This is a genomic window from Pseudomonas sp. MOIL14HWK12:I2 (assembly GCF_000510745.1).
Taxonomy (GTDB): Bacteria; Pseudomonadota; Gammaproteobacteria; order Pseudomonadales; family Pseudomonadaceae; genus Chryseomonas; species Chryseomonas oryzihabitans.
This window is the reverse complement of record NZ_AZOA01000012.1, coordinates 79635-103156: the sequence shown is the minus strand read 5'-3', so window position 1 is coordinate 103156 and position 23522 is coordinate 79635. Positions and strand designations below refer to the sequence as shown.

The following is a 23522-nucleotide window of genomic DNA, read 5'->3' as shown; positions in this document are numbered from 1 at the left end:
TCGGCAGGTAGTTGTTGCCGGGCACGTAGGTTGCTTTACACTGCGGTCTCATTCCGCTTTCGATGATCGAGACCCTCCGTGCTCAAGGCACTCAAAAAATTTCTGGGCAAGGATCAGGAGGTCGCTCAGCCGACTCCCTCCCCTGCGCCCCAAGCTACCCCCAGCGTCGCTCCTGCCGCCCCCTCCTCTTCTGCACCCATCGCGCCCGAGCCCCAGGCCGAGCGGGCGCCGCGCAAACCGCGCAACTCAGGCGAATCGCGCAGCCAGGAGCCGCGCGCCCAGGCTGAAAAACAGGAACCCCGCGCGCAGGCGGAAAGAGCCGCCAAGCCGCGTCGCGAACGCAGTCCGCGCAAGCCCAAGCCGGTCGACACCTGGAAACTGGAAGACTTCGTGGTCGAGCCGCAGGAAGGCAAGACCCGCTTCCACGACTTCAAGCTGGATCCGCGGCTGATGCACGGCATCCATGACCTCGGCTTTCCCTACTGCACGCCGATTCAGGCGCAGGTGCTGGGCTTCACCCTCAAGGGCAAGGACGCCATCGGTCGCGCCCAGACCGGTACCGGCAAGACCGCCGCCTTCCTGATCTCGACGATCACCCAGTTGCTGACCACCCCGCCGCCCAAGGAAAGGTACATGGGCGAACCGCGTGCACTGATCATCGCGCCGACCCGTGAACTGGTGGTGCAGATCGCCAACGATGCCCTGGACCTGGCCAAGTACACCGGTCTCAACGTCATGAGCTTTGTCGGCGGCATGGACTTCGACAAGCAGCTCAAGCAGCTCGAAGCGCGCTATTGCGACATCCTGGTTGCCACCCCGGGCCGCCTGCTGGACTTCAATCAGCGCGGCGAGGTGCACCTGGACATGGTCGAGGTGATGGTGCTGGACGAGGCCGATCGCATGCTGGACATGGGCTTCATTCCCCAGGTTCGCCAGATCATCCGCCAGACCCCGCCCAAGAGCGAACGCCAGACCCTGCTGTTCTCCGCCACCTTCACCGACGACGTGATGAACCTGGCGCGGCAGTGGACCACCGATCCGGCCATCGTCGAGATCGAGCCGGAAAACGTGGCCAGCGATACCGTCGAGCAGCACGTCTACGCGGTCTCTTCCAGCGACAAATACAAGCTGCTCTACAACCTGGTGGCCCAGAACAACTGGGAGCGGGTGATGGTGTTCGCCAACCGGCGTGACGAGGTGCGCCGCATCGAGGAACGCCTGACCAAGGACGGCATCAGCGCCGCCCAGATGTCCGGCGACGTGCCCCAGCACAAGCGCATCAAGACCCTGGAAGGCTTCCGCGCCGGCAAGATCCGCGTGCTGGTGGCCACCGACGTGGCCGGTCGCGGCATTCACGTCGACGGCATCAGCCACGTGATCAACTTCACCCTGCCGGAAGATCCGGACGACTACGTGCACCGCATCGGCCGTACCGGTCGGGCTGGCGCCAGCGGCACCTCGATCAGCTTCGCCGGCGAGGACGACGCCTTCGCCCTGCCGCCTATCGAGACCTTGCTGGGTCGCAAGATCTCCTGCGAAATGCCCCCGGCCGAATTGCTCAAGTCGGTCCCGCGGCAGCGCTAGGGCAGACGCGTTGGAACGCCCCCCCCCTAAGTGGCCTACCAACGCGACCGCTTGCTGAACCTCTCTTATCGCGGCCATGGCGGTCCGCCAATGCGGCCGCTCCTACACCTGTATCGCGCCTCTGTAGGAGCGACCCATGGCCGCGATAAGTGTTAGCGCTGCGCACGCGCGGTGATTGCCAGCCGCTGGAAATCACCTGTCGTAGGGTGGATGACGGCGTAGCCTCATCCACCGCCAGCCTTGAAGCAGCAGGTGGAAAACGCTTACGCGGTTTTCCACCCTACCCCATCACTCTTTCGCCCAACGCCCCGCGGCATCCTGGTCGCTGGCGCGGCCTTCCACCCAGCGCGGGCCTTCGGCCGTATCTTCCTTCTTCCAGAAGGGTGCGCGGGTCTTGAGATAGTCCATCACGAAATTGCAGGCGTCGAAGGCGGCCTGGCGATGGGCGCTGGCGGTGCCGACGAAGACGATGGGCTCGCCCGGTTCCAGGCGACCGACGCGATGCAGGATATCGACCCCGAGCAGCGGCCAGCGCTGCTTCGCCTCTTCGACGATGCGCGCCAGGGCCTTTTCGGTCATGCCGGGAAAGTGTTCGAGGAACAGCCCGCCGACGTCGCGCCCGTCGTTGAAATCCCGCACGTACCCCACGAAACCCACCACGGCACCGATACCGGTGTTGGCGGCATGCAGGGCATTGAGTTCCTGGCCGGGATCGAAGGCCGCGGCCTGCACACGAATGGCCATGGCTAACCTCCGGTCACGGTGGGAAAGAAGGCGACCTCGTCGCCATCGCGCAGCGGCTCGGCCAGGCCACAGAGTTCTTCGTTGCGCGCGCACATCAGTCCCCGCTCACCCAGGGTCTCGGCCCAGCCGCCGCCGCGCTGGACCAGGTGCTCGCGCAGGTCACCAACGGTGGCCAGCTCAGGCGCCCAGGCCAGCGTCTCTTCGGCACGCCCCAACACCTCGCGATAGCGGGCGAAGAATTGCACGCGGATCATGCCGGTTGCTCCTCGGCGCGGAAATGACCGCTCTTGCCGCCACTCTTTTCCAGCAGGCGCACCGCCTCGATGGTCATGCCCCGATCGACCGCCTTGCACATGTCGTAAAGGGTCAGGGCCGCGACGCTGGCGGCGGTCAGGGCTTCCATTTCCACCCCGGTCTGGCCGGACAGCTTGCAGGTGGCGGTGATCCGCACCCCATCGGGCGCTTCGGCGGCCAGTTGGACCTTGACGCCGGTCAGCATCAGCGGATGGCAGAGCGGGATGAGGTCGGCGGTCTTCTTGGCCGCCTGGATGCCGGCGATACGGGCCACGGCGAAGACATCGCCCTTGGGGTGGCCACCGCTCTGGATCAGATCGAGGGTTTCCGGACGCATGCGCACCCGGGCTTCGGCGGTGGCTTCACGGAAGGTCACCTGCTTGTCGGTGACATCGACCATGTTGGCACGGCCTTGGGAATCGAGATGGGTCAGCACGGCATGACTCCTGGAAAAGACCTGCCATTGTAGACCCGCGGTTGGGGATTTGATCCCCGCCCGTGGCCGGACGGGGATCGGGGGAGTTACAGATGGGCCTCGGCGTATTCGGCGAGGACGGAACGGGGCACGCCCTGCAGGGTGATGTGCACCCCGTGGTTGAAGCCCTTGAAGCGCTCGGAAAGATAGGTGAGGCCCGAGCTGGTGGCCGAGAGGTAGGGCGTGTCGATCTGCGCCAGGTTACCCAGGCAGATCACCTTGGAGCCGCTGCCGGCACGGGTGATGATGGTCTTCATCTGGTGCGGGGTGAGGTTCTGGCATTCGTCGATGAGGATCAGACTCTGCTGGAAACTGCGGCCGCGGATGTAGTTCAGCGACTTGAACTGCAGCGGTACCTTGCTGAGGATGTAGTCCACGCTGCCGTGGGGGTTGTGGTCATCCATGTGCAGGGCTTCGAGGTTGTCGGTGATGGCGCCCAGCCAGGGCTCCATCTTCTCGGCCTCGGTCCCGGGTAGGAAGCCGATGTCCTCGTCCAGACCCTGGACACTGCGGGTGGCGATGATCCGCCGGTATCTCTTGGTGACCATGGTCTGTTCGATGGCCGCGGCCAGCGCCAGGATGGTCTTGCCGGAACCCGCCGCGCCGGTCAGGTTGACCAGGTGAATATCCGGCTCCAGCAGGGCGAACAGCGCCAGCGCCTGATAGATGTCACGTGGCTTGAGGCCCCAGGCTTCCTGGTGCATCAGCGGTTCCTGGTGCATGTCGAGCAGGATGACCTCGCCATCGCGCACCGCCTTGACCCAGCCGACGAAGCCCTGCTCGTCGAGCACGAAGTCGTTGACGTTGAAGGGCGGCATCTCGGCCGCCAGCTGTACCCGGTGCCAGACCCGGCCCAGCTCCTGCCGGCTTTCCACCTTGCTTACGTTGTCCCAGAAGGACCCCGGCAGATTGTGATAACCCTGGGACAGCAGGGAGACGTCGTCGAGCAACTGGTCGGTCTGGTAGTCCTCGGCGGCGATGCCGCAGCCCCGCGCCTTGAGGCGCATGTTGATGTCCTTGGTCACCAGCACGACCCGCTCCTGGGGATGCTGGGTACGCAATTCGACGAGCTGGTTGATGATGCGGTTGTCGTTGATGTCGTCGGGCAGACAGGCCATGGGCCCGGCGCGACGCCCCATGAGGATGGACAGCCGCCCCTTGGCCTCGCCCTTGCCGCGGGGGATGGGTACGCCCCGCTCGACGTCCTCGGGCGAGGATTCGGCGAGGACGCTGTCGATCAGGCGGATCGCCTGCCGGCATTCGGCGGCAACGTTGTGCTTGCCGGTCTTGAGCTTGTCGAGTTCCTCCAGGACCGTCATGGGAATGGCGACGTGGTGCTCCTCGAAATTGAGCAGCGCGTTGGGGTCGTGGATCAGTACGTTGGTGTCGAGCACATAGAGGGTGGGCTGGGTGGGGCGGGAACGTCCGTGATCATCCATACTCGGTCACCTCGTAGAAACGCTTGACTCGCAAGCCTGTCGACGGAGCGCCAGACGACGCTCCGCTGCGAAAGGTGCCGTCGCTCCAGCAACGGGTTCACGGACCGGCCAACATGAGGGCACGGGACCCGAGAGATGCGACGGACACTTCGGTAATAACGCAAAAGGTCTGAGGCACAAAGGCTTTTTTTGGCGGTAAGCGGTTTTTTTCGCGGACCGGTATTTCCTGCTGCCTGGCCTGGCAACCTCGCCCCGGGAGCGTGGTCAATACCTATCGATCCCATCGGCAAGGTCCACTGGAGCCCAGCGGCGGAGGCTTCTAGAATGGCGCCTCGCCAAGAGGAGCCAAGCCGATGCTGATGGTGATTTCACCCGCCAAGACGCTGGACTACAGCACGCCGCCGAGCACGTCCCGCCATACCCTGCCGCAATACCTGGAGCACTCCCGTGAGCTGATCGACGGACTCCGGCAGCTCGCGCCGGCGGAGGTCGCCGCGCTCATGGGGGTGTCCGACAAGATCGCCACCCTCAATGTCGCCCGCTTCGGCAGCTGGACCCCGGACTTCACACCGGAGAATGCCAAGCAGGCGCTACTGGCCTTCAAGGGCGACGTCTACACCGGCCTGGCCGCCGAAGACTTCCAGGAAGAGGATTTCGACTTCGCCCAGCGCCACCTGCGCATGCTTTCCGGACTCTATGGCCTGTTGCGGCCGCTGGACCTGATGCAACCCTATCGCCTGGAGATGGGCACCCGCTTCGCCAATGCCCGGGGCAAGGACCTCTACGCCTTCTGGGGCGAGCGCATCAGCGACTGGCTCAAGGCGGATCTCGCGGCCCAGGGTGACGATGTCCTGCTGAATCTGGCCTCGAACGAGTATTTCAGCGCGGTACGCCGCACGCGCCTGCAGGCCCGGGTCGTGGACGTGGAGTTTCGCGATCTCAAGAATGGCGACTACAAGATCATCAGCTTCTATGCCAAGAAGGCCCGTGGCCTGATGGCGCGGCACGTGATCAAGCAGCGCGTCACCGCGGTGGACGACCTGCGCGACTTCGACGACCAGGGTTATCGCTATTCGAGCGAGCGATCCTCGGCCGATACGCTGGTGTTTCTGCGCGATGCAGCGCCGGATTAGCCGAGCGAATCGACGGATGGCACAATTGCCCGCACATCGGGCCATCGAACTGGCTAGGGGGTCACATTCGACGCCTGCCATCCGTGAAAGACTGTCATCTCCCTCCAATAAAAAAGGTTTCAGCCCCGTAGCGGAGACGTTTCAGGCGCGAAAAGTTGCCGGACATCTCAAAACCGCTGCCTTTCCGGAAAAAGGAAAATTCGCTGAGAACCACTTTCGTTTGATTCTGTCTTTGTCTGGTCCTTGCCCTGGGTCATGCTGGCCAAAGGCAATCAGTCCGCACGTTCAATTTGTACCGGTCGACCTGTCGGCCGGTTGATCTTTCGAAGCATGGACGCTTCGTCCCGACCTCAGGGACAGCGGCCACAAATCAGCAGACGCTGAAGGAGTAACGCCCATGATTCCCGTCATCCTGTCCGGTGGTAGCGGCTCGCGACTCTGGCCCCTCTCGCGCAAGCTCTACCCCAAGCAGTTCCTGGCACTGACTAGCGAACAGACCATGTTCCAGGAGACCATCAATCGCCTGGGCTGCGAGGGCAGCATCGATTGCCCCATCATCGTCTGCAACGCCGAACACCGTTACCTGGTGGAAGAGCAGCTCAAGGCCGTCGAGTGCAAGCCGCAAGCGCTGATCATGGAGCCCTTCGGTCGCAACACCGCGCCGGCCGTGGCCATCGCCGCCATGCAACTGGTCGCTGACGGCAAGGACGACCTGATGCTGGTGCTGCCCGCCGATCACGTGATCGAGGACGAAGCCGAATTCAAGGCCGCCCTGCAACAGGCCGCCGCCGCCGCCGAGCGTGGCGAGATGGTGCTGTTCGGCATCCCGGCCACCGCGCCCGAGACCGGCTACGGCTACATCAAGACCGGCTCCAACGACGGCCTGCCCCAGGGCGTGTCCCGCGTCGAGCGCTTCGTCGAGAAGCCCGATGCCGTCACCGCCACCGAATACGTGGCCTCCGGCGACTACTGCTGGAACAGCGGCATCTTCCTGTTCCGCGCCAGCCGTTTCCTGGAAGAGCTGAAGAAGCACGACACCGACATCTATGACACCTGCCTGCTGGCGCTGGAGCGCAGCAGCATCGACGGCATCAACATCAGCATTGATGCCGCCACCTTCGCCGTCTGCCCGGACAATTCCATCGACTACGCCGTGATGGAAAAGACCACCCGCGCCTGCGTGGTGCCCATGAGCGCCGGCTGGAACGACGTCGGTTCCTGGTCCGCGCTGTGGGACGTGCATGCCAAGGACAACAACGGCAACGTCATCAAGGGCGACGTCGTCCTGCATGACAGCCGCAACTGCCTGGTGCACGGCAACGGCAAGCTGGTGACCCTGGTCGGTCTGGACGACGTGGTCGTGGTGGAAACCAAGGACGCCGTCATGATCGCCCACAAGGACAAGGTCCAGGACGTCAAGAAGCTGGTCAACACCCTCGAGAAGCAGAACCGCAACGAGGTCAAGGCCCACCAGGAAGTCTTCCGTCCCTGGGGTTCCTACGACTCCATCGACATGGGCCAGCGTTTCCAGGTCAAGCGCATCACCGTCAAGCCGGGCGCCCAGCTGTCGCTGCAGATGCACCACCACCGTGCCGAGCACTGGATCGTGGTCTCGGGTACCGCCGAGGTCACATGTGATGACAAGGTCTTCCTGCTGACCGAAAACCAGTCCACCTACCTGCCGATGACCTCCGTGCACCGCCTGGCCAACCCCGGCAAGGTACCGCTGGAGCTGATCGAAGTGCAGTCCGGTGGCTACCTGGGCGAGGACGACATCGTCCGCTTCGAAGACATCTACGGCCGCGTCGACACCCAGGCCCTGGAAGTCGCCAAGGCAGGCAAGGCGTCTACCCGCTAAGCCTCGCTGTACGGCAATGAACAGACACCGGCTCCGGCCGGTGTCTGCGTTTTCGGCAACCGCTCGGCAAAACCGGTTAGGCTTGTCGTTTCCCCTTTCGCCATCGGATTCGCCGCATGACCGCTCCCACCCTGCTCCGCCTCGATCAACTGGACGAGGCCCTGGCCGCCTACGACGGCTTCATCCTCGACCTCTGGGGCGTGCTGATCGACGGCTACGAAACCTTTCCCGGCGCTCGCGCCTGGCTGGAGCGCCGCGCCGCCGAAGGCAAGCCGGTGTGGTTCCTCAGCAATGCCTCGCGCGATGCGGACGGCATGGTCGAAGAACTGGGCAAGCTGGGCGTGCCGCGCGAGCTCTTCGCCGGCATCACCACCTCGGGTCAGCTGGCCATCGATGCCTTTCAGCAGGACCCGACCTTCAGCGAAGGCGGCATCTACCTCTCCGGCCCTGGCACCGGCCAGGTCGGCTGGCCTGCGGAAATCCGCGCGCGCTTCGTCGAGGACATCGAGCAGGCAGCCATCATCCTGGGCGTCGGCAGCTTTCCGGAAGACGAACTGGAGGCGCGCTTCGCGCCCCTGGCCATGGCGCTGGACAAGCCCTTTCTCTGCGCCAATCCGGATCGCAACGTGGTGTCCGGGGGTCTACCCTTCTATGCAGCCGGCAAGCTGGCCGATCGCTTCGCCGCCCTGGGAGGCGCGGTCACCTGGTATGGCAAGCCCGATCCCTATGCCTTCCATTGCGCGGCAGGCGCCCTGGCCGAGCGTGGCGCCAAGCGTCTGCTGTTCGTGGGCGACTCGCTGGTGACCGATGTACCCGGCGCGGTGGCGGCGGGCATCGACTGCCTCTGGCTGGCGGCCACCGGCATCCACCGCGAGGCCCTCGGTCTGGACTTCAACCAGGAGCCGACCCGCGAGGGGCTCGAGCCGCTGCTCAGGCAACATCCCGAGCGGCCGCGCTTCGCCGCGGCCGGTCTGGCCTAATCCCTTTCCGCACGCCGAGGTATCGATGAGCAAGAAGCACGTAGTGGTCTTCAACCGCCTGCCCGAACAGCTGGTGGAACGCCTGCGCGAACACTTCACCGTCGAGGTGATTCCCGCCAGTGCCAACATCGACCTGTTCGCCGCTTCCGCAGCCAAGGCCCAGGGCCTGATCGGCGCCAGTCGCAAGCTGGGCGAGAAGGAGCTGGAAATGGCCACGACCCTGGAAGCCATCGCCAGCGTCTCGGTCGGCTACGACAGCTATGACGTGGACTACCTCACCGAACGCGGCATCCTGCTCACCAATACCCCGGACGTGCTCACCGATACCACCGCCGACCTCGGCTTCACCCTGCTGGTGAGCGCCGCCCGGCGGGTGCCGGAGCTGGACGCCTTCGTCAAGGCCGGACACTGGCGCAAGGGTATCGGCGAAGAACACTTCGGCACCGACATCCATGGCCGTACGCTGGGCATCGTCGGCGCCGGTCGCATCGGCGCGGCCATCGCCAAGCGTGGCCACTTCGGCTTCGACATGCCGATCCTCTATACCGCCAACAGCGCCAAGCCCGAACTGGAAGAGCAGATGGGTGCCCAGCGCCGCGCGCTGGACGACTTGCTCAAGGAAGCCGACTTCATCTGCCTGGTGGTGCCCCTGTCGGCCGCCACCGAAGGCCTCATCGGCGCCCGTGAACTGGGGCTGATGAAGTCCAGCGCCATCCTGATCAACCTGGCGCGCGGCCCGGTCATCGACGAGCCGGCGCTGATCGAGGCGCTGCGCCAGGGCCAGATCCGCGGCGCCGGCCTGGACGTCTATACTCGCGAGCCGCTGGAAGCCTCGCCACTGTTCGAACTGCCCAACGTGGTCACCCTGCCGCACATCGGCTCGGCCACCCACGAGACCCGCTACGCCATGGCCGAACGCGCGGTGAACAACCTGATCGCGGCCCTCACCGGTGAGCGCCCGACCGACCTGGTCAACCCGGCGGCGCTGGATCGCCGCTAGGCGCTGATCGCCCACCGTCGACCCAGGTGGCGTGCCGTCCGGGCGCTTAAAGGCTATACTGCCGCGCCGCTCTCGGGTCGGCCGCCCTGGCCGGGTGGGCCTCTCTCAGTGTGTCAGGCCACCCCTCCGATCGGGCTCCTTCGCGGCCCGGTCCGTGCGACCCGAATTGCGCGCCCGTCTCGCCACCGCCCGTGGCCGAGACGCAAGAAACCGCCAAGAGGAGCGCGTACATGACCGTGATCAAGCAGGATGACCTGATCCAGAGCGTTGCCGACGCCCTGCAGTTCATCTCCTATTACCACCCCGTCGATTTCATCCAGGCCATGCACGAGGCCTATCTGCGCGAAGAATCCGCCGCCGCGCGCGATTCCATCGCCCAGATCCTGATCAACTCGCGGATGTGCGCCACCGGCCACCGGCCGATCTGCCAGGACACCGGCATCGTCACCGTCTTCGCCAAGGTCGGCATGGACGTGCGCTGGGACGGCGCCACCCTGAGCCTGGACGAGATGATCAACGAAGGCGTGCGCCGCGCCTACAACCTGCCGGAAAACGTCTTGCGCGCCTCGATCCTGGCCGACCCGGCCGGTGCCCGCAAGAACACCAAGGACAACACCCCGGCGGTGATCCACTACCAGATCGTTCCCGGCAACACCGTGGAGATCGACGTCGCGGCCAAGGGCGGCGGCTCCGAGAACAAGTCGAAGATGGCCATGCTCAACCCGTCCGACTCCATCGTCGACTGGGTGCTCAAGACCGTGCCGACCATGGGCGCCGGCTGGTGCCCGCCGGGTATGCTGGGCATCGGCATCGGCGGGACCGCCGAGAAGGCCGCGGTGCTGGCCAAGGAATCGCTGATGGACGAGATCGACATCCATGAGCTGAAGGCCCGCGGCCCGCAGAATCGCCTGGAAGAGCTGCGCCTGGAGATCTTCGACAAGGTCAACCAGCTGGGCATCGGTGCCCAGGGCCTGGGCGGCCTGACCACGGTACTGGACGTCAAGATCAAAGACTACCCGACCCACGCTGCCTCCCTGCCGGTGTGCATGATCCCCAACTGCGCCGCCACCCGTCATGCCCACTTCGTGCTCGACGGCTCCGGCCCCGCCAGCCTGGAAGCCCCGCCGCTGGACGCCTATCCGGAAATCGTCTGGGAAGCCGGTCCGAGCGCCCGTCGCGTGGATCTCGACACCCTGACTCCGGAAGAGGTGCAGAGCTGGCAGCCGGGCGAGACCGTGCTGCTCAACGGCAAGATGCTGACCGGTCGCGATGCCGCCCACAAGCGCATGGTCGACATGCTCAACAAGGGCGAGCCGCTGCCGGTGGACCTCAAGGGCCGCTTCATCTACTACGTCGGCCCGGTCGATCCGGTGGGCGACGAGGTGGTCGGCCCGGCCGGTCCCACCACGGCGACCCGCATGGACAAGTTCACCCGCCAGATCCTCGACCAGACCGGTCTGCTGGGCATGATCGGCAAGTCCGAGCGCGGCCCCATCGCCATCGAGGCGATCAAGGACCACAAGGCCGTGTACCTGATGGCCGTCGGCGGCGCCGCCTACCTGGTGGCCCAGGCCATCAAGGGCGCCAAGGTGCTGGCCTTCCCGGAACTGGGGATGGAAGCCATCTATGAGTTCGAGGTGAAAGACATGCCGGTGACCGTGGCCGTGGACACCCGTGGCGAGTCGGTGCACATCACCGGTCCGCAGGTGTGGCAGAAGAAGATCGCCGACAGCCTGGCCGTCGAGATCTAAGCGCCCGTCGCGACAGAAAAGCCCAGCCCCATGCTGGGCTTTTCTTTGGGCGCACGTCCGTCAGCCGGCGGGAGCACTGCCGACCGGCCGAGGTCGCATGCAGACCATCCCCGACCCCGGAGCCCCCATGCCCACTCTTCCCAGCGATTCCGTTTGCAGCCTGGCCCCCGTCTTCGCCGTCCAGCCCGATCAGCTCGAAGCCTTCAAGCGCCTGGGCGAGGCCATGCTGGAGCGCACCCGCAACGAACCCGGCTGCCTCTACTACGGCTTCTGTTATGACGGCACCACGGCGCGTTGCCGCGAAGGCTATCGCGATGCCCAGGCGCTGCTGGCGCACCTGGACAACGTCGGCGATCTGCTGGAGCAGGCCCAGGCCATCGCCACCCTGGAGCGCTTCGAGGTATTCGGTGCGGCCGATCAGCTGGAGCAGCTGCGCGAGCCGCTGGCGGCCCTGAACGCCCGTTTCTTCGTCATGGCCGCAGGCTTCCGCCGCTAGCCTGGGGCGGCTGCTGCGGCGGCGCCAGGCGCGGCAGCAGCACCGCGAGGATGCGCTTGCGGGTCGGCACCACCAGCCGCTCCTGGAACAGCACGCAGAGCACCACCACCGCCAGCAGGAACAGCCAGTACCACTCGATGGAGTTGGTATAGGCCCCGGCGGCGGCGATGCAGACCTCGCGATCGCCACTGAGGCAGGCCTTCAGATTGCCGCCGATCAGCTGTTCCAGGGTCATGTAGATCCCCGACAGGGGCACGTGCAGGGCGAACATCGACAGCGACGCACCGCCGAGTCGTGGCGACCAGTGGCGGATGCGTTCGCTGGTCGGCTCCTGCGCCAGCGCGGCCAGATAGACCAGAATCAGCTGCGACGGCAGGAACAGGCCGTTGTGGAACAGGAAGTACCAGAACTTGGGTCCATGGGTGAACAGCGCCGTGCCCAGGGCGAAACTCAGGATCAGGTAGCTCGCCAGCAGCAGCCGCTGCCGCTCCGAGGGTATCCAGCCCCGCGTGTGCTGGCGACGGAAGATGGCGTACAGCAGGATGCCGGCGAGAAACTCCGGCAGCCGGAACAGGGGCACTCGCTGCAGCAGGCCGGTAAAGGGCATGCCGTAGTTCTGGTGCAGGATCACCAGCAGCGGCGGAATCAGATAGAGCACCCAGACCAGCAGCAACAGCTGCCAGGGGCGCTCGCTGGTCATCAGCCGCGGGGCCAGCTTGGGAAAGGTCAGGTAGAAGAAGAACAGCGCCGAGATCGACCAGAGCGGTGCGTTGAAGGTCAGGTAGTAGGGATTCCAGGCCTGCAGCATGAACAGCTGCAGCACGGCGTTGAAGGCCAGCTCCGCGTTGCTCATGAAGTGCTGGAACAGCTCGGGGTTGGTCCGGGCCAGGGGCTCGTTGGTGTCGAACACCACGAAGCGGATGCTCGCCGTGGCCGCGCCCGGCGGAATGCCCAGACTGCCGATCCAGGTCACCACCGCCATCGCCAGCAGCAGGGCGAAGATATGGATCGGATAGAGGTTGGCGAAACGCTTGACCCAGAAACTGCGCGCCGGCTCGCGCAGGCTGCCGCGGCCGCAATAGACGTGGGCGAGCAGAAAGCCGGAGAGCACGAAGAAGGTACTGGTGGCGAAGAAGCCCATGCTGGTGATCTCGTCCAGCAGGGGGATGGTCTTGCGCTCGGGATAGAAATGGATGGTGTGGTAGACGACCACATAGAAACCCATCAGGAACCTGAGCCACTCCAGACCGATGAAGCGGTGTTTATCTAAAGTCTGCACTAAGGCGTTACTCGTCTGGCCTCGTCCGCGGGACGATGGGTCCGGCCTACAGCGCCGGATCGGTTATGTTACCCGCACCTGACACCCGGGGCTGCTAACCGCGCCCCAGTACACCGATCACCAGGCGATCCAGCGAACCCCAGAGCCACTCGCGTGCGCGCCGCCACCAGGGCCGACTGCGCCAGAATTCCAGGGTGATCTCGCGACTCTGGGCGAAATCCTTGACGAAGCTGGCCGCCACCGCCTGACTCAGGCCGCGATCCACCGCCTCGACATTGGCCTCCAGGTTGAACCTCAGATTCCAGTGATCGAAGTTGCAGGAGCCGACGCTGACCCAGTTGTCCACCAGGACCATCTTGGCGTGGATGAATCTCGGCTGGTATTCGTAGATGCGCACACCGGCGCGCAACAGGCTGCGGTAGTAGCGCTGCCCGGCGAAACGCACCGGTGGATTGTCGGTGTGCCGACCGGTGAGCAGCAGCCGCACGTCGGCGCCGCGACGCGCGGCCCGTCGCAAGGCCCAGCGCACGCGCCAGGTCGGGAGGAAATAGGGGGTAGCGAACCAGATGCGTTCGCGGCCGCCCACCAGGGCGCGAATCAGCGCCTGCAGGATGTCGCGGTGCTGACGGGCATCGGCATAGGCGACCCGGCCCTGCCCTTCCTGGGCGGCAGGCGGCGGTGGCGGTCGCTCGCGACCCCGCCGCGGGCGTGGCTTCCAGGCGCGGCGGCGACCCACCGCTTCCCATTGCCGTTCGAACAGCGCCAGCCAGTCCTCCACCAGGGGTCCCTGGATGCGTACCATCACCTCGTGCCAGTTGCAGTCGCTCTTGGCCGGATCCCAGAAGTCATCGGTCGCGCCGCTGCCACCGACGAAGGCCTCTTCGCCGTCGATGATGAAGATCTTGCGATGGTCGCGGTGCAGGTTGTGCAAGCCGTGACCGAAGCGCACGGGATTGAAGATGCGCAGCTCGGCGCCCGCCTCTTCCAGCTGGCGGCGCAAGCCGGCATCCATGCGCAGGGTGCCGAAGCCATCGAACAGGCAACGCACCGCGACGCCGCGTCGGGCCGCTTCGGTCAGGGCCACGAGCAGCTGCTCGGAGCAACTGCCGGCTTCCACCAGATAGAGTTCGACATCGATCCGGCGGCTGGCGCCAGCGATGGATTCGAGCATGGCCGGAAAGAACCGACCGCCGTCCACCAGCAATTCGAACCTGTTGTTTTCCCGCCATGGAAAGACGGCGCCCCGCATGCTTCCTACTCCGTGCCTGTGGCCATTGCATAAGAAGGCGCGGACGGGGGTTCGTTCAGTGGCAGGCGTGGTTTGGCTGGCCAGGGGAGCACCGCCGGCTCTGGCGCGGCGCCTGCTCGACGGCCTGCGCCGATGGACGGAGGGGCCTGCCCCTGGAGCAGGCCGTCAGCGCGCCTAGAGCGTGGGCTCGGGGCGTCGGGCGGTCCAGTCCACCTGCTGGGGAAAGCGACCGGTCACCTCGGCGCTCAGCGGCCGGGAGACCAGGAAGCCCTGCATGATCTCGCAGCCGTGCTCGATCAGCCAGTCGCGCTGTTCCAGGGTCTCCACCCCTTCGGCGATGACCTCCAGATCCAGGTTGCGGCCCAGTTCGAGGATGGTGCTGACGATGGCGGCGTCGCGGGAGGAATCCAGCATGTTGGCGATGAACAGCTGATCGATCTTGAGGGTGTCGAGTTCGAAGTGGCGCAGATAGGCCAGCGAGGAATAGCCGGTGCCGAAGTCGTCCACCGCGATGCGCACGCCGAGGGCGCGCAGTTGCGACAGCTGTGCGCGGGTGTAGTCGATGTCGTGCATGAGCGCCGACTCGGTCACCTCGATTTCCAGCTGCTCGGGTCGCAGCCCGTGGGTCTCGATGATCTGGCGCAGGCTTTCCGCCAGCTGCGGCATGCCGAACTGCACCGGGCTGAGGTTGATGCTCAGCAGCAGCTCGTCGCCATAGATCTCCTGCAGGGACTGCAGCTTGGTCGCGCCTTCGCGGAAGATCCAGTCGCCGATGCGGTTGATCAGCCGGGTCTCTTCCAGCAGCGGGATGAAGACGCTCGGCGAGACCTTGCCGGCCACCGTGTGCTCCCAGCGCAGCAACGCCTCGAAGCCGCGCAGGCGGCCGTCGCGCAGATAGACCTGCGGCTGGTAGGCGAGCACGAAGTCCTTGTTGTCGATGGCGTTGCGCACGCTTTCTTCGAGCATCAACCGGGAACGGGCGCGGCCGTTCATGTCCGGCGAGAAGAAGCGGTATTGCTGGCGCCCGCCGCGCTTGGCCTCGTACATGGCGATGTCGGCGGATCTCAGCAGGCCGTCCACGGTATGGCCGCAGTCGGGATAGCTGGCGATGCCGATGCTGGCGCCCAGGCTGACTTCCATGCCGTCGATGCGATGCACCGTGGCCAGCAGCTCCAGCAGCTTCTCGGCCACGCGGGCAGCGTCCTCCGGATGCTCCAGGGAATCGAGCAGCGCGGTGAATTCGTCACCGCCCATGCGCGCCAGGATGTCGTAGGGCCGCATGCAGCTCTTGAGCTGCTCGGCGACGATGCACAGCACCCGATCCCCGGCTTCGTGACCGAGAGAATCGTTGATGCGCTTGAAGCCGTCGAGATCGATGTAGAGCACCGCCATGCGCTTGCCGTTGCGGCCGCTGCGCGCCAGCGCCGCTTCCAGCGTCTGGTTGAAGCCGCGGCGATTGAGCAGACCGGTCAGGGCATCGGTGACGGCCTGGGATTCCAGCTGGTCCTGCAGCTCGCGCATGCGCGACATGTCCAGGGCGATGATGACCATGGCCCGCTGCATCCGCGGCAGCGGCGCGCAGGACAGCGCCACCGGCAGGCTGTCGCCACGATTGGTGCGCAGGCGGGCATCGTGCAGGCGATAGGTCTCGCGGCGGTCGTAGTGCTCCATGAAGGGCGAGGTCTGCCAGTCGTCGAGACCGCTGCCGCCTTCGAGGAAGTCGAGGAAATTGGCGTGCACCAGGTCGCTGACGCTGCATCTCAGCATGCGGGCGATGGCGGCGTTGGCGAAGGTCACCCGACCCTGTTCGTTGACGGTGAGGATGCCTTCGGCGGCATTGTCGAGCAGCGAATCGCTGAAGGACTTGGCCAGTTCCAGCTGCTGGGTGGCCTGCAGCAATTCGCGGCGATTGCGCTCGTGATCGAGCAGCGAGCGCACCTTGTGCCTGAGGATATTGGGATCGACCGGCTTGAGCAGATAGTCGACCGCGCCGGTGGCATAGCCCCGCAGGACCGATTCGTAGGAGTGGGCTTCGGCGGAGACGAAGATGATCGGGGTGAAGCGGGTGCGCAGGTTGCTGCGCATGATGCGCGCCACCTCGAAGCCGTCCATGATCGGCATCTGGACGTCGAGCAGCACCAGATCCACGGTTTCGTCCAGCAGGTATTGCAGGGCACGCTCACCCGAAGCGGCCGTGATCACCCGCCAGTTTCCGACCTCCAGTACCGCCTGCATGGCGAGCAGGTTCTCCAGGCGGTCGTCGACAACCAGCAACACCGGACCTTGCTCTGTCTGCGGCAACGGGCACTCCATCAAGCCTCTTCTCCCCGCGGCCTCTGCCGCCGTGCAGCAGCCATGCGCGGCTGGCTACCTCTTCCCGTCGTGACCGTTATGCGACGCGTCGCTCTCAACCCTACTAGGGTAGCAGCCGGACAGGGGTCTGCCGCCTGCCGATTGGCAGGCGGGACCCTTCGCGACGTCTATCAGAGCGCAAAATGAAAAAGCAGTTTCCGCCAGGCTGCCCGAAGGCGCGGAAACTGCCGGTCGCCGGCGACGAGCGGTCGCTACTGGGCGGGGGTGCCGGTGGCTCCGGGCAGGGGGCGCAGATTGACCTCGACGCGGCGATTCTGCGCGCGGCCATCGGCGGTGGCGTTGCTGGCGATGGGGGCATCGGGACCGGCGCCCCGGGTGCTCAGGCGCGCCGCGGGTACGCCCTGGGCGGTCAGGTAGCCGGCAACGTTCTGCGCCCGGCGCTGGGACAGCTCGACGTTGTGGGCACGGCTGCCGGTGCTGTCGGTGTAGCCGACGATCTCGATGCTGTTCTGATCGAATTGCTTGAAGGAATTGGCCAGGTCGTTCAGCGGCTTGTAGAAGCTGTTGGCGATATCGGCGGAATCGGTGGCGAAGGTGATGTTGCCGGGCATGATCAGCTTGATGTCGTCGCCCTGGCGCTGCACCTCGACGCCGGTGTTTTCCATCTGCCGGCGCAACTCGGCTTCCTGGCGATCGGCGTAATAGCCATAACCGGCGGCGGCCGCACCCACGGCGGCGGCGCCGATCAGCGCACCCTTGCCGCGGTGGTTGTGATCGATGGCCGCACCGGCGACGGCACCGGCCAGGGCACCCAGGCCGCCGTACTTGGCGGTCTTGGAGGTACCACCGCTGGCCTGACCCTGGTTTTCGTAGGGATTGGGGGATGCGCATCCGGCCAGGGTGGCCAGGGCCAGGCTGGCGAGAAGGATACGGGTGGGCAGCGCCATGTCTTTGCTCCTTGGAAATCCATTGCGGCGAATGGGGCCGCACCCGGCAATTCTAGCCGCGTGATCTGAATCGCAACTGAACGAAGCGGCGCTCGCGGACACTTATCGCGATAGTGAGCCTCTAAGTCCGCGATAGGCAGAATCGAAGATAGATAGCTTGCATATCGATTTTTCGCGATCTAAGGTTCGTTACAATCCAATATGACGATGCGACCGTGATGGACGAGATCCTCAAAGCCCTGGCCAATCCCCTGCGCCGCCAGATCCTCGGCTGGCTGCGCGATCCCCGGCAGTATTTCCCGCACCAGGAACACGACCTGGGTACGGGCGTCTGTGCCGGACAGATCGAAGCTCGTGCCGGACTCTCGCAGTCCACGGTCTCGGCGCACCTGGCGGTGTTGACCCGGGCTGGCCTGGTCACCACGCGGCGCATCGGCCAATGGGTGTTCTACCAACGCGACGAGGCCGCCATCCAGGCCTTTCTGCAACGTCTCGCCCGCGAACTCTAGTCTGCAAGGAATCCTGATGCCCGCTTCTCTCATCGTGCTGGCGCTGAGCGCTTTCGCCATCGGCACCACCGAATTCGTCATCATGGGGCTGCTGCCCAACGTCGCCGCTGATCTCGGCGTATCCATTCCCAGCGCCGGCTGGCTGGTCACTGGCTATGCCCTGGGGGTGGCCGTCGGCGCGCCCTTCATGGCACTGGCCACCGCCCACTGGCCGCGCAAGCGTGCCCTCCTCGCGCTGATGGGTATCTTCATCGTCGGCAACCTGCTCTGCGCCATTGCCAGCGGCTACAACATGCTGATGCTGGCGCGGGTGGTCACCGCCCTCTGCCATGGCGCCTTCTTCGGTATCGGCGCGGTCGTGGCGGCGAGCCTGGTCCCGGAGAACCGCCGCGCCTCGGCGGTGGCCCTGATGTTCACCGGTCTGACCCTGGCCAATGTGCTGGGCGTGCCCCTGGGTACCGCCCTCGGCCAGGCCGCCGGCTGGCGCTCGACCTTCTGGGCGGTGGTGGCGATCGGCGTGGTCGCCCTGATCGGTCTCTGGCGGGTGCTGCCGGCCGACCGCAACCAGCCACGCGCCGACCTGCGCCGGGAATTGCTCGCCCTGCGCGGCCTGGGCTTCTGGCTGGCGCTGTCGATGACGGTGTTCTTCGCCGCCTCCATGTTCGCCCTCTTCACCTATGTGGCGCCGCTGCTGCAGGAGGTCACCGGCGTCTCGCCCCGTGGCGTCACCGGCACCCTGCTGCTGATCGGCCTGGGGCTGACCCTGGGCAACTTCATCGGGGGCCGCCTAGCGGACTGGCGCTTGGCCACCAGCCTGGTGGGCATCTTCGTGGCCCTGGCGCTGACCTCCGCCGCCCTGCGCTGGACCGGCCAGGCCTTCCTGCCCGCCGAGATCACCCTCTTCCTCTGGGCCGCGGCCGCCTTCGCCGCCGTGCCGGCCCTGCAGATCAACGTGGTCACCTTCGGCAAGGACGCGCCGAATCTGGTCTCGACCCTCAACATCGGCGCCTTCAACGTGGGCAACGCCCTCGGCGCCTGGGTCGGCGGCCTGGTGATCGACCACGGCCTGGGTCTTACCGCGGTACCCCTCGCCGCCAGCGGGCTCGCCCTGCTGGCCCTTATCGCCACCCTGCTGACCGCCAGCCAGGCCCGCAAGAGCGGCCTGGCGACCGCCAGCTAATCAAGAGAGCTAGCCATGACTCAGCTGTTCGACCCGATCAAGATCGGCGCCCTGGAACTGCCCAACCGCGTCATCATGGCGCCCCTCACCCGCTGCCGCGCCGAACCGGGCCGGGTCCCGGGCGACCTGATGGTCGAGTACTACGTGCAACGCGCATCCGCCGGCCTGATCATCACCGAGGCCACCTCGGTGGACCCCATGGGCGTGGGCTATCCCGACACCCCCGGCATCTGGTCCGACGAGCAGGTGGCCGGCTGGCAGCGCGTCACCACCGCCGTGCACAAGGCCGGTGGCCGCATCGTGCTGCAACTCTGGCACGTGGGCCGCATCTCCGATCCCAGCTACCTCGACGGCGAACTGCCGGTGGCGCCGAGCGCCATCGCCGCCCAGGGGCACGTCAGCCTGCTGCGCCCCAAGCGTGACTATGTCACCCCGCGGGCACTGGAAACCGCCGAGATCCCCGGCATCGTCGCCGCCTATCGCCATGGCGCCGAGAACGCCAAGCGCGCCGGCTTCGATGGCGTCGAGGTCCATGGGGCCAATGGCTATCTGCTCGACCAGTTCCTGCAGAGCGACACCAACCAGCGCACCGACAACTACGGCGGCTCCATCGAGAATCGCGCCCGTCTGCTGCTGGAAGTGACCGATGCCTGCATCGACGTCTGGGGCGCCGATCGCGTCGGCGTGCACCTGTCCACCCGTGGCGACATGCACACCATGGGCGACAACGACCCTGCCGCCACCTTTGGCCATGTCGCCCGCGAGCTCGGCCAGCGCCAGGTCGCCTTCATCTGCATCCGCGAAGCGGCCGGCAGCGACAGCCTCGGCCCGGACCTCAAGGCGGCCTTCGGTGGCGTCTACATCGCCAACGAGAAATTCGACAAGGCCAAGGCCAATGCCTGGCTGGCAGAAGGCAAGGCCGATGCCGTGGCCTTTGGCGTGCCCTTCATCGCCAACCCGGACCTGCCGCAACGCCTGGAACAGGACGCCGCGCTGAACGAGCCGCACCCGGACACCTTCTACAGCAAGGGCCCGGTCGGCTACATCGACTATCCGCGGCTGTAGGTTTTTCCGTGGATAAAAAAGCCCGCCGGTTGGCGGGCTTTTTTTGTGCCGATATCGCGGCCATGGCGGTCCGCCGATGCGGCCGCTCCTACAGGTGTTCGGTGCCCCTGTAGGAGCGGTCGCTACGGCGCACCGGCATGGCCGCGATTGGATTACACCATTTGTCTCAAACGCCCCCAGGCCAGAACGCCCGGATCGCCGCCACGCCCTGGGCGCCGGCCTGCCAGGCGCTGGTGAGGTCGTCCTCGCCCAGCCCGCCCAGCAGATAGGCCGGCAGATTGCAGTCGGCCAGCAGCTGCTGGGCCTTGACCCAGCCCAGGGTCGGGGCGCCGGGGTGGCTGGCGGTGGGCATCACCGGCGACAGGGTGACGAAGTCCACGCCCATCTGCTGGGCCAGGGCCAGTTCCTCGGCGTCATGGCAGGAAGCCGCCAGCAGACGGTGCTCTGGAAAAGGCCGGCCATTGGGCGCATAGCGGCGCAACTGCTCGGCGGTCAGGTGCCAGCCAGCCGCGGGAAAATCCCCCAGCCACTCCAGCGGCCCCTTGAGCATCAACTGGGCGCGGCCGGTGCAGAGGCCCTGGACGTCGCCGGCCAGGTCGCGGTACTGGGGATCGAAGTTGTCCGGCGTGCGCAGCTGGACCAGGCGGATGCCGCTGTCCAGCGCCCGATGCAGGCCATTGAGCAATTCCGCGGTGGTCAGCTCGCCGGGGGTGATGAGGTAGCGCTCGGGCAGCCGCGCCGCCTGGACGATGGGCCGGTTGGCCGCCGGGAAGTCGTAGTCGACCAGCTCGCGAGGCGCGACCCAGGCCAAGGGCTGGCCTTCGGCACCATGGGCGTCACCGGTGAAGGCGTCCACCTGCCAGACATCCAGCAGCACCGCCTGGTCGGGATAGTCGTGGCGCACCTGCAGCAGCGGCCGCGCCCTTGTGACCTGGATGCCCAGCTCCTCGGCCAGTTCGCGGGCGAGGGCCGCGGCCGGGGCCTCACCGGCCTCGACCTTGCCTCCGGGGAATTCCCAGAGACCACCCTGGTGCTTGTGCGCCGGGCGCTGGGCGATGAGGATCCGGCCCTGGGGGTCGCGGATCACCGCGGCGACGACATGCAGACGAGTCATGCGCTCTGCTCCTCGGTTTCGGCCTCCGCCAGCCAGCGCTGGAAGGCCGGCCAGGCGTAGATGGTTTCGACATAGGCGGCCGCCTCGGCCGACAGCTCCACCCCGTAGCTGCGGAAGCGACTGGCGACCGGAGCATAGAAGGCATCGGCAATGGTCGGCGTACCGAACAGATAGGGACCCTGCTGGCCGTAGCGTTCGCGGCATTCGCGCCACAGGCGCTGGATGCGCTGGATGTCTTCCACCGCCTCGGCGGTGGTCGACTTCAACCGCTGGCGGCGACGCAGATCCATGGGCAGCTCGCGGCGCAGGGCCAGGAAGCCGCTGTGCATCTCCGCGCACAGCGCCCGGGCATGGGCGCGGGCCAGCGTCTCGGCGGGCCACAGCCCGGCGTCGGGATAGGCCTCGGCGAGGTATTCGACGATGGCCAGGGAATCCCAGATGGTGCCCTCGGCCAGCTTGAGCACCGGCACCTTGCCGGTGGGCGACTGGGCCTTGAGCAAGGCGCGGCTGTTGGGCGCATAGAGCGGGATCGACACCTCTTCAAAGGCGGCGCCGCTGAGCTCCATGGCCAGCCAGGCCCGCAACGACCAGGAGGAGAAATTCTTGTTGCCGATCACGAGTTGCAGCTGGGACATGCGGGGATTCCTCGAAACGATGCGGCCCGCGAGGACCGCCTTGGCGCCCGCCGGAGCGGACGCCAAGGCGTCGGGTAGCCGTCAGGTACGGTACTCGGCGTTGATCTTCACATAGTCGTGGGAGAGGTCGGTGGTCCAGATGGTCTCGCTGTGGCTGCCGCGACCCAGCTCGATGCGGATCTCGATCTCGGCCTGGGCCATGACCCGCGCGCCCTGCTCTTCCGTATAGGTGGCCGCGCGACCGCCCTGCTGGCAGATCTGCACGCCACCCAGGAAGACGTCGATCAGGCTGACGTCCAGCTGGGGCACGCCGGCCCGGCCGACGGCGGCGAGGATGCGCCCCCAGTTGGGATCGGAGGCGAACAGCGCGGTCTTGATCAGCGGCGAATGGGCCACGGCGTAGCCGACGTCCAGGCATTCCTGGGCATTGCCACCGCCATTGACCTGCACGGTGACGAACTTGGTGGCACCCTCGCCGTCACGCACGATGGCCTGGGCCAGTTCGGCGAATACCGCGAACACCGCCTCGCGCAGCTGCTCGAAGGCCGCGCCGTTGGGCTGGGTGATCTCCGCCATGGCCGCCTGACCGGTGGCCACCAGCATGCAGCAGTCGTTGGTGGAGGTGTCGCCGTCGATGGTGATGCGGTTGAAGGAGCGGTTGGCGGCGTCGGCCAGCAGATCCTGCAAGAGACCGCGCGCGACCTTGGCGTCGGTGGCCACGTAGCCGAGCATGGTCGCCATGTTCGGCTTGATCATGCCGGCGCCCTTGCTGATGCCGGTCACGGTGACGGTGGTGCCGTCCACCTGGAACTGGCGGCTGGCGCCCTTGGGCAGGGTATCGGTGGTCATGATGCCCGTGGCGGCGGCGGCCCAGTTGTCCTCGGCCAGATCGGCCAGGGCGGCCGGCAGCGCGGCTTCGATCTTTTCCACCGGCAGCGGTTCGCCGATCACGCCGGTGGAGAACGGCAGTACCGCCTCCTCGCCGACGCTGGCCAGGGTCGCCAGGGTCTTGGTGGTGCGCTCGGCCGCGGCCAGGCCGGGCTGTCCGGTACCGGCGTTGGCATTGCCGGTGTTGGTCAACAGGTAACGCACGGGGCCGGCGAAGCGCTGACGGGCAATGATCACCGGGGCCGCGCAGAAGGCGTTCAGGGTAAAGACCCCGGCCACGCTGGAGCCTTCGGCACAGCGCATCACCACCACATCCTTGCGCCCGGGGCGCTTGATGCCGGCAGAGGCGATACCGAGTTCGAAACCGGGAACCGGGTGCAGCGTGGAGAGCGGACCGAGACCGACAGCCATGGGAAAACTCCAGTGAAAGAAAAGGAAACGCCGCGAGCGGAAAACCGGTCGCGGCGTGGAAAGCAGCCTTCCAGCGCCCGCCTCGCCCAGCCGGGGCAAGGGGCGCAAACAGCCTAGCGAGTGGAGTTTACAACCTGTCGGCGGCTATGCCGACAGGTTGCCGTCGCCTCGACTGCCT

At 66.2% G+C, this 23522-nt stretch carries 21 protein-coding genes; 10 read left to right on the top strand and 11 right to left on the bottom strand.

What is annotated here, in order from left to right; all coding sequences use genetic code 11:
* The first annotated feature begins 78 nt into the window (after positions 1-78).
* Positions 79-1584 (top strand): ATP-dependent RNA helicase RhlB, encoded by a 1506-nt coding sequence (gene rhlB, locus PSK12I2_RS0111405; protein ID WP_027598489.1) that lies wholly within the window; start codon positions 79-81, stop codon positions 1582-1584.
* Between the two features lie 288 nt (positions 1585-1872).
* On the opposite strand, the gene moaE is transcribed toward rhlB, so the two are convergent.
* From moaE to PSK12I2_RS0111385, 4 genes are all read right to left on the bottom strand, one after another.
* Positions 1873-2328, bottom strand: a complete 456-nt coding sequence (gene moaE / locus PSK12I2_RS0111400; protein WP_027598488.1) for a molybdopterin synthase catalytic subunit MoaE — start codon at positions 2326-2328, stop codon at positions 1873-1875.
* 2 nt (positions 2329-2330) lie between these two features.
* Complete coding sequence (locus PSK12I2_RS0111395) at positions 2331-2582, bottom strand: MoaD/ThiS family protein (RefSeq protein ID WP_027598487.1); 252 nt, start codon at positions 2580-2582, stop codon at positions 2331-2333.
* The gene (moaC, locus tag PSK12I2_RS0111390) at positions 2579-3058 is read right to left on the bottom strand and encodes a cyclic pyranopterin monophosphate synthase MoaC (RefSeq protein WP_027598486.1); all 480 of its coding nucleotides are present in this window, start codon (positions 3056-3058) and stop codon (positions 2579-2581) included. Before moaC ends, PSK12I2_RS0111395 begins: the two co-directional genes overlap by 4 nt.
* Before the next feature lie 86 nt (positions 3059-3144).
* The gene (locus tag PSK12I2_RS0111385) at positions 3145-4536 is read right to left on the bottom strand and encodes a PhoH family protein (RefSeq protein WP_007161876.1); all 1392 of its coding nucleotides are present in this window, start codon (positions 4534-4536) and stop codon (positions 3145-3147) included.
* A 353-nt stretch (positions 4537-4889) separates the two neighbouring features.
* Here PSK12I2_RS0111385 and yaaA point away from each other — a divergent pair, with 353 nt between their 5' ends.
* The 6 genes from yaaA to PSK12I2_RS0111355 all read left to right on the top strand — a co-directional run bounded on the left by yaaA (position 4890) and on the right by PSK12I2_RS0111355 (position 11754).
* Entirely contained in the window at positions 4890-5669 is a 780-nt protein-coding gene (gene yaaA / locus PSK12I2_RS0111380) for a peroxide stress protein YaaA (RefSeq protein ID WP_027598485.1), read from the top strand.
* A gap of 397 nt (positions 5670-6066) precedes the next feature.
* Complete coding sequence (locus PSK12I2_RS0111375; protein WP_027598484.1) at positions 6067-7527, top strand: mannose-1-phosphate guanylyltransferase/mannose-6-phosphate isomerase; 1461 nt, start codon at positions 6067-6069, stop codon at positions 7525-7527.
* A 116-nt stretch (positions 7528-7643) separates the two neighbouring features.
* Positions 7644-8507, top strand: coding sequence for a TIGR01459 family HAD-type hydrolase (locus PSK12I2_RS0111370; protein WP_037007677.1), 864 nt, complete (start codon positions 7644-7646; stop codon positions 8505-8507).
* Between the two features lie 25 nt (positions 8508-8532).
* Positions 8533-9507: a D-glycerate dehydrogenase gene (locus tag PSK12I2_RS0111365; protein WP_027598482.1), complete on the top strand. Its 975-nt coding sequence runs from the start codon at positions 8533-8535 to the stop codon at positions 9505-9507.
* A 230-nt stretch (positions 9508-9737) separates the two neighbouring features.
* The gene (locus PSK12I2_RS0111360) at positions 9738-11258 is read left to right on the top strand and encodes a fumarate hydratase (protein ID WP_027598481.1); all 1521 of its coding nucleotides are present in this window, start codon (positions 9738-9740) and stop codon (positions 11256-11258) included.
* A gap of 127 nt (positions 11259-11385) precedes the next feature.
* Positions 11386-11754, top strand: coding sequence for a putative quinol monooxygenase (locus tag PSK12I2_RS0111355; protein ID WP_027598480.1), 369 nt, complete (start codon positions 11386-11388; stop codon positions 11752-11754).
* Here the strand turns inward: PSK12I2_RS0111355 and PSK12I2_RS0111350 are convergent.
* From PSK12I2_RS0111350 to PSK12I2_RS0111335, 4 genes are all read right to left on the bottom strand, one after another.
* The gene (locus tag PSK12I2_RS0111350; protein WP_037007676.1) at positions 11729-12979 is read right to left on the bottom strand and encodes an acyltransferase; all 1251 of its coding nucleotides are present in this window, start codon (positions 12977-12979) and stop codon (positions 11729-11731) included. The genes PSK12I2_RS0111355 and PSK12I2_RS0111350 overlap by 26 nt on opposite strands.
* Positions 12980-13127: 148 nt before the next feature.
* On the bottom strand, positions 13128-14282 hold the full coding sequence (locus PSK12I2_RS0111345) for a phosphatidylserine/phosphatidylglycerophosphate/cardiolipin synthase family protein (RefSeq protein WP_027598478.1): 1155 nt from the start codon (positions 14280-14282) through the stop codon (positions 13128-13130).
* A gap of 174 nt (positions 14283-14456) precedes the next feature.
* The gene (locus PSK12I2_RS0111340; protein WP_169853363.1) at positions 14457-16595 is read right to left on the bottom strand and encodes a bifunctional diguanylate cyclase/phosphodiesterase; all 2139 of its coding nucleotides are present in this window, start codon (positions 16593-16595) and stop codon (positions 14457-14459) included.
* A gap of 251 nt (positions 16596-16846) precedes the next feature.
* On the bottom strand, positions 16847-17542 hold the full coding sequence (locus PSK12I2_RS0111335; protein WP_007161866.1) for an OmpA family protein: 696 nt from the start codon (positions 17540-17542) through the stop codon (positions 16847-16849).
* Between the two features lie 218 nt (positions 17543-17760).
* Here PSK12I2_RS0111335 and PSK12I2_RS0111330 point away from each other — a divergent pair, with 218 nt between their 5' ends.
* Genes PSK12I2_RS0111330 through PSK12I2_RS0111320 form a run of 3 tightly spaced genes read left to right on the top strand, consistent with a single transcriptional unit; the run spans position 17761 to position 20296 of the window.
* Positions 17761-18051, top strand: coding sequence for a helix-turn-helix transcriptional regulator (locus tag PSK12I2_RS0111330; RefSeq protein ID WP_007161865.1), 291 nt, complete (start codon positions 17761-17763; stop codon positions 18049-18051).
* Between the two features lie 16 nt (positions 18052-18067).
* The gene (locus tag PSK12I2_RS0111325) at positions 18068-19231 is read left to right on the top strand and encodes an MFS transporter (protein WP_027598476.1); all 1164 of its coding nucleotides are present in this window, start codon (positions 18068-18070) and stop codon (positions 19229-19231) included.
* A gap of 15 nt (positions 19232-19246) precedes the next feature.
* Positions 19247-20296 carry an alkene reductase gene (locus PSK12I2_RS0111320; RefSeq protein ID WP_027598475.1) on the top strand — a complete coding sequence of 350 codons (1050 nt, stop codon included), beginning with the start codon at positions 19247-19249 and terminating at the stop codon, positions 20294-20296.
* Between the two features lie 166 nt (positions 20297-20462).
* Here the strand turns inward: PSK12I2_RS0111320 and PSK12I2_RS0111315 are convergent, their stop codons facing one another.
* From PSK12I2_RS0111315 to argJ, 3 genes are all read right to left on the bottom strand, one after another.
* Positions 20463-21410: a Nudix family hydrolase gene (locus tag PSK12I2_RS0111315; RefSeq protein WP_027598474.1), complete on the bottom strand. Its 948-nt coding sequence runs from the start codon at positions 21408-21410 to the stop codon at positions 20463-20465.
* Complete coding sequence (locus tag PSK12I2_RS0111310; protein ID WP_027598473.1) at positions 21407-22045, bottom strand: glutathione S-transferase family protein; 639 nt, start codon at positions 22043-22045, stop codon at positions 21407-21409. The genes PSK12I2_RS0111315 and PSK12I2_RS0111310 overlap by 4 nt, the downstream gene beginning before the upstream one ends.
* Before the next feature lie 81 nt (positions 22046-22126).
* Positions 22127-23344: a bifunctional glutamate N-acetyltransferase/amino-acid acetyltransferase ArgJ gene (gene argJ / locus PSK12I2_RS0111305; RefSeq protein ID WP_027598472.1), complete on the bottom strand. Its 1218-nt coding sequence runs from the start codon at positions 23342-23344 to the stop codon at positions 22127-22129.
* Between the last annotated feature and the right edge of the window lie 178 nt (positions 23345-23522).

Coding starts and splice junctions, on each gene's coding strand:
- moaE (WP_027598488.1), bottom strand. CDS start 2,328: ATGGCCATTCGTGTGCAGGCCGCGGCCTTCGATCCCGGCCAGGAACTC.
- PSK12I2_RS0111395 (WP_027598487.1), bottom strand. CDS start 2,582: ATGATCCGCGTGCAATTCTTCGCCCGCTATCGCGAGGTGTTGGGGCGT.
- PSK12I2_RS0111385 (WP_007161876.1), bottom strand. CDS start 4,536: ATGGATGATCACGGACGTTCCCGCCCCACCCAGCCCACCCTCTATGTG.
- yaaA (WP_027598485.1), top strand. CDS start 4,890: ATGCTGATGGTGATTTCACCCGCCAAGACGCTGGACTACAGCACGCCG.
- PSK12I2_RS0111375 (WP_027598484.1), top strand. CDS start 6,067: ATGATTCCCGTCATCCTGTCCGGTGGTAGCGGCTCGCGACTCTGGCCC.
- PSK12I2_RS0111370 (WP_037007677.1), top strand. CDS start 7,644: ATGACCGCTCCCACCCTGCTCCGCCTCGATCAACTGGACGAGGCCCTG.
- PSK12I2_RS0111365 (WP_027598482.1), top strand. CDS start 8,533: ATGAGCAAGAAGCACGTAGTGGTCTTCAACCGCCTGCCCGAACAGCTG.
- PSK12I2_RS0111360 (WP_027598481.1), top strand. CDS start 9,738: ATGACCGTGATCAAGCAGGATGACCTGATCCAGAGCGTTGCCGACGCC.
- PSK12I2_RS0111355 (WP_027598480.1), top strand. CDS start 11,386: ATGCCCACTCTTCCCAGCGATTCCGTTTGCAGCCTGGCCCCCGTCTTC.
- PSK12I2_RS0111350 (WP_037007676.1), bottom strand. CDS start 12,979: ATGGGTTTCTATGTGGTCGTCTACCACACCATCCATTTCTATCCCGAG.
- PSK12I2_RS0111345 (WP_027598478.1), bottom strand. CDS start 14,282: ATGCGGGGCGCCGTCTTTCCATGGCGGGAAAACAACAGGTTCGAATTG.
- PSK12I2_RS0111340 (WP_169853363.1), bottom strand. CDS start 16,595: ATGGAGTGCCCGTTGCCGCAGACAGAGCAAGGTCCGGTGTTGCTGGTT.
- PSK12I2_RS0111335 (WP_007161866.1), bottom strand. CDS start 17,542: ATGGCGCTGCCCACCCGTATCCTTCTCGCCAGCCTGGCCCTGGCCACC.
- PSK12I2_RS0111330 (WP_007161865.1), top strand. CDS start 17,761: ATGGACGAGATCCTCAAAGCCCTGGCCAATCCCCTGCGCCGCCAGATC.
- PSK12I2_RS0111325 (WP_027598476.1), top strand. CDS start 18,068: ATGCCCGCTTCTCTCATCGTGCTGGCGCTGAGCGCTTTCGCCATCGGC.
- PSK12I2_RS0111320 (WP_027598475.1), top strand. CDS start 19,247: ATGACTCAGCTGTTCGACCCGATCAAGATCGGCGCCCTGGAACTGCCC.
- PSK12I2_RS0111315 (WP_027598474.1), bottom strand. CDS start 21,410: ATGACTCGTCTGCATGTCGTCGCCGCGGTGATCCGCGACCCCCAGGGC.
- PSK12I2_RS0111310 (WP_027598473.1), bottom strand. CDS start 22,045: ATGTCCCAGCTGCAACTCGTGATCGGCAACAAGAATTTCTCCTCCTGG.
- argJ (WP_027598472.1), bottom strand. CDS start 23,344: ATGGCTGTCGGTCTCGGTCCGCTCTCCACGCTGCACCCGGTTCCCGGT.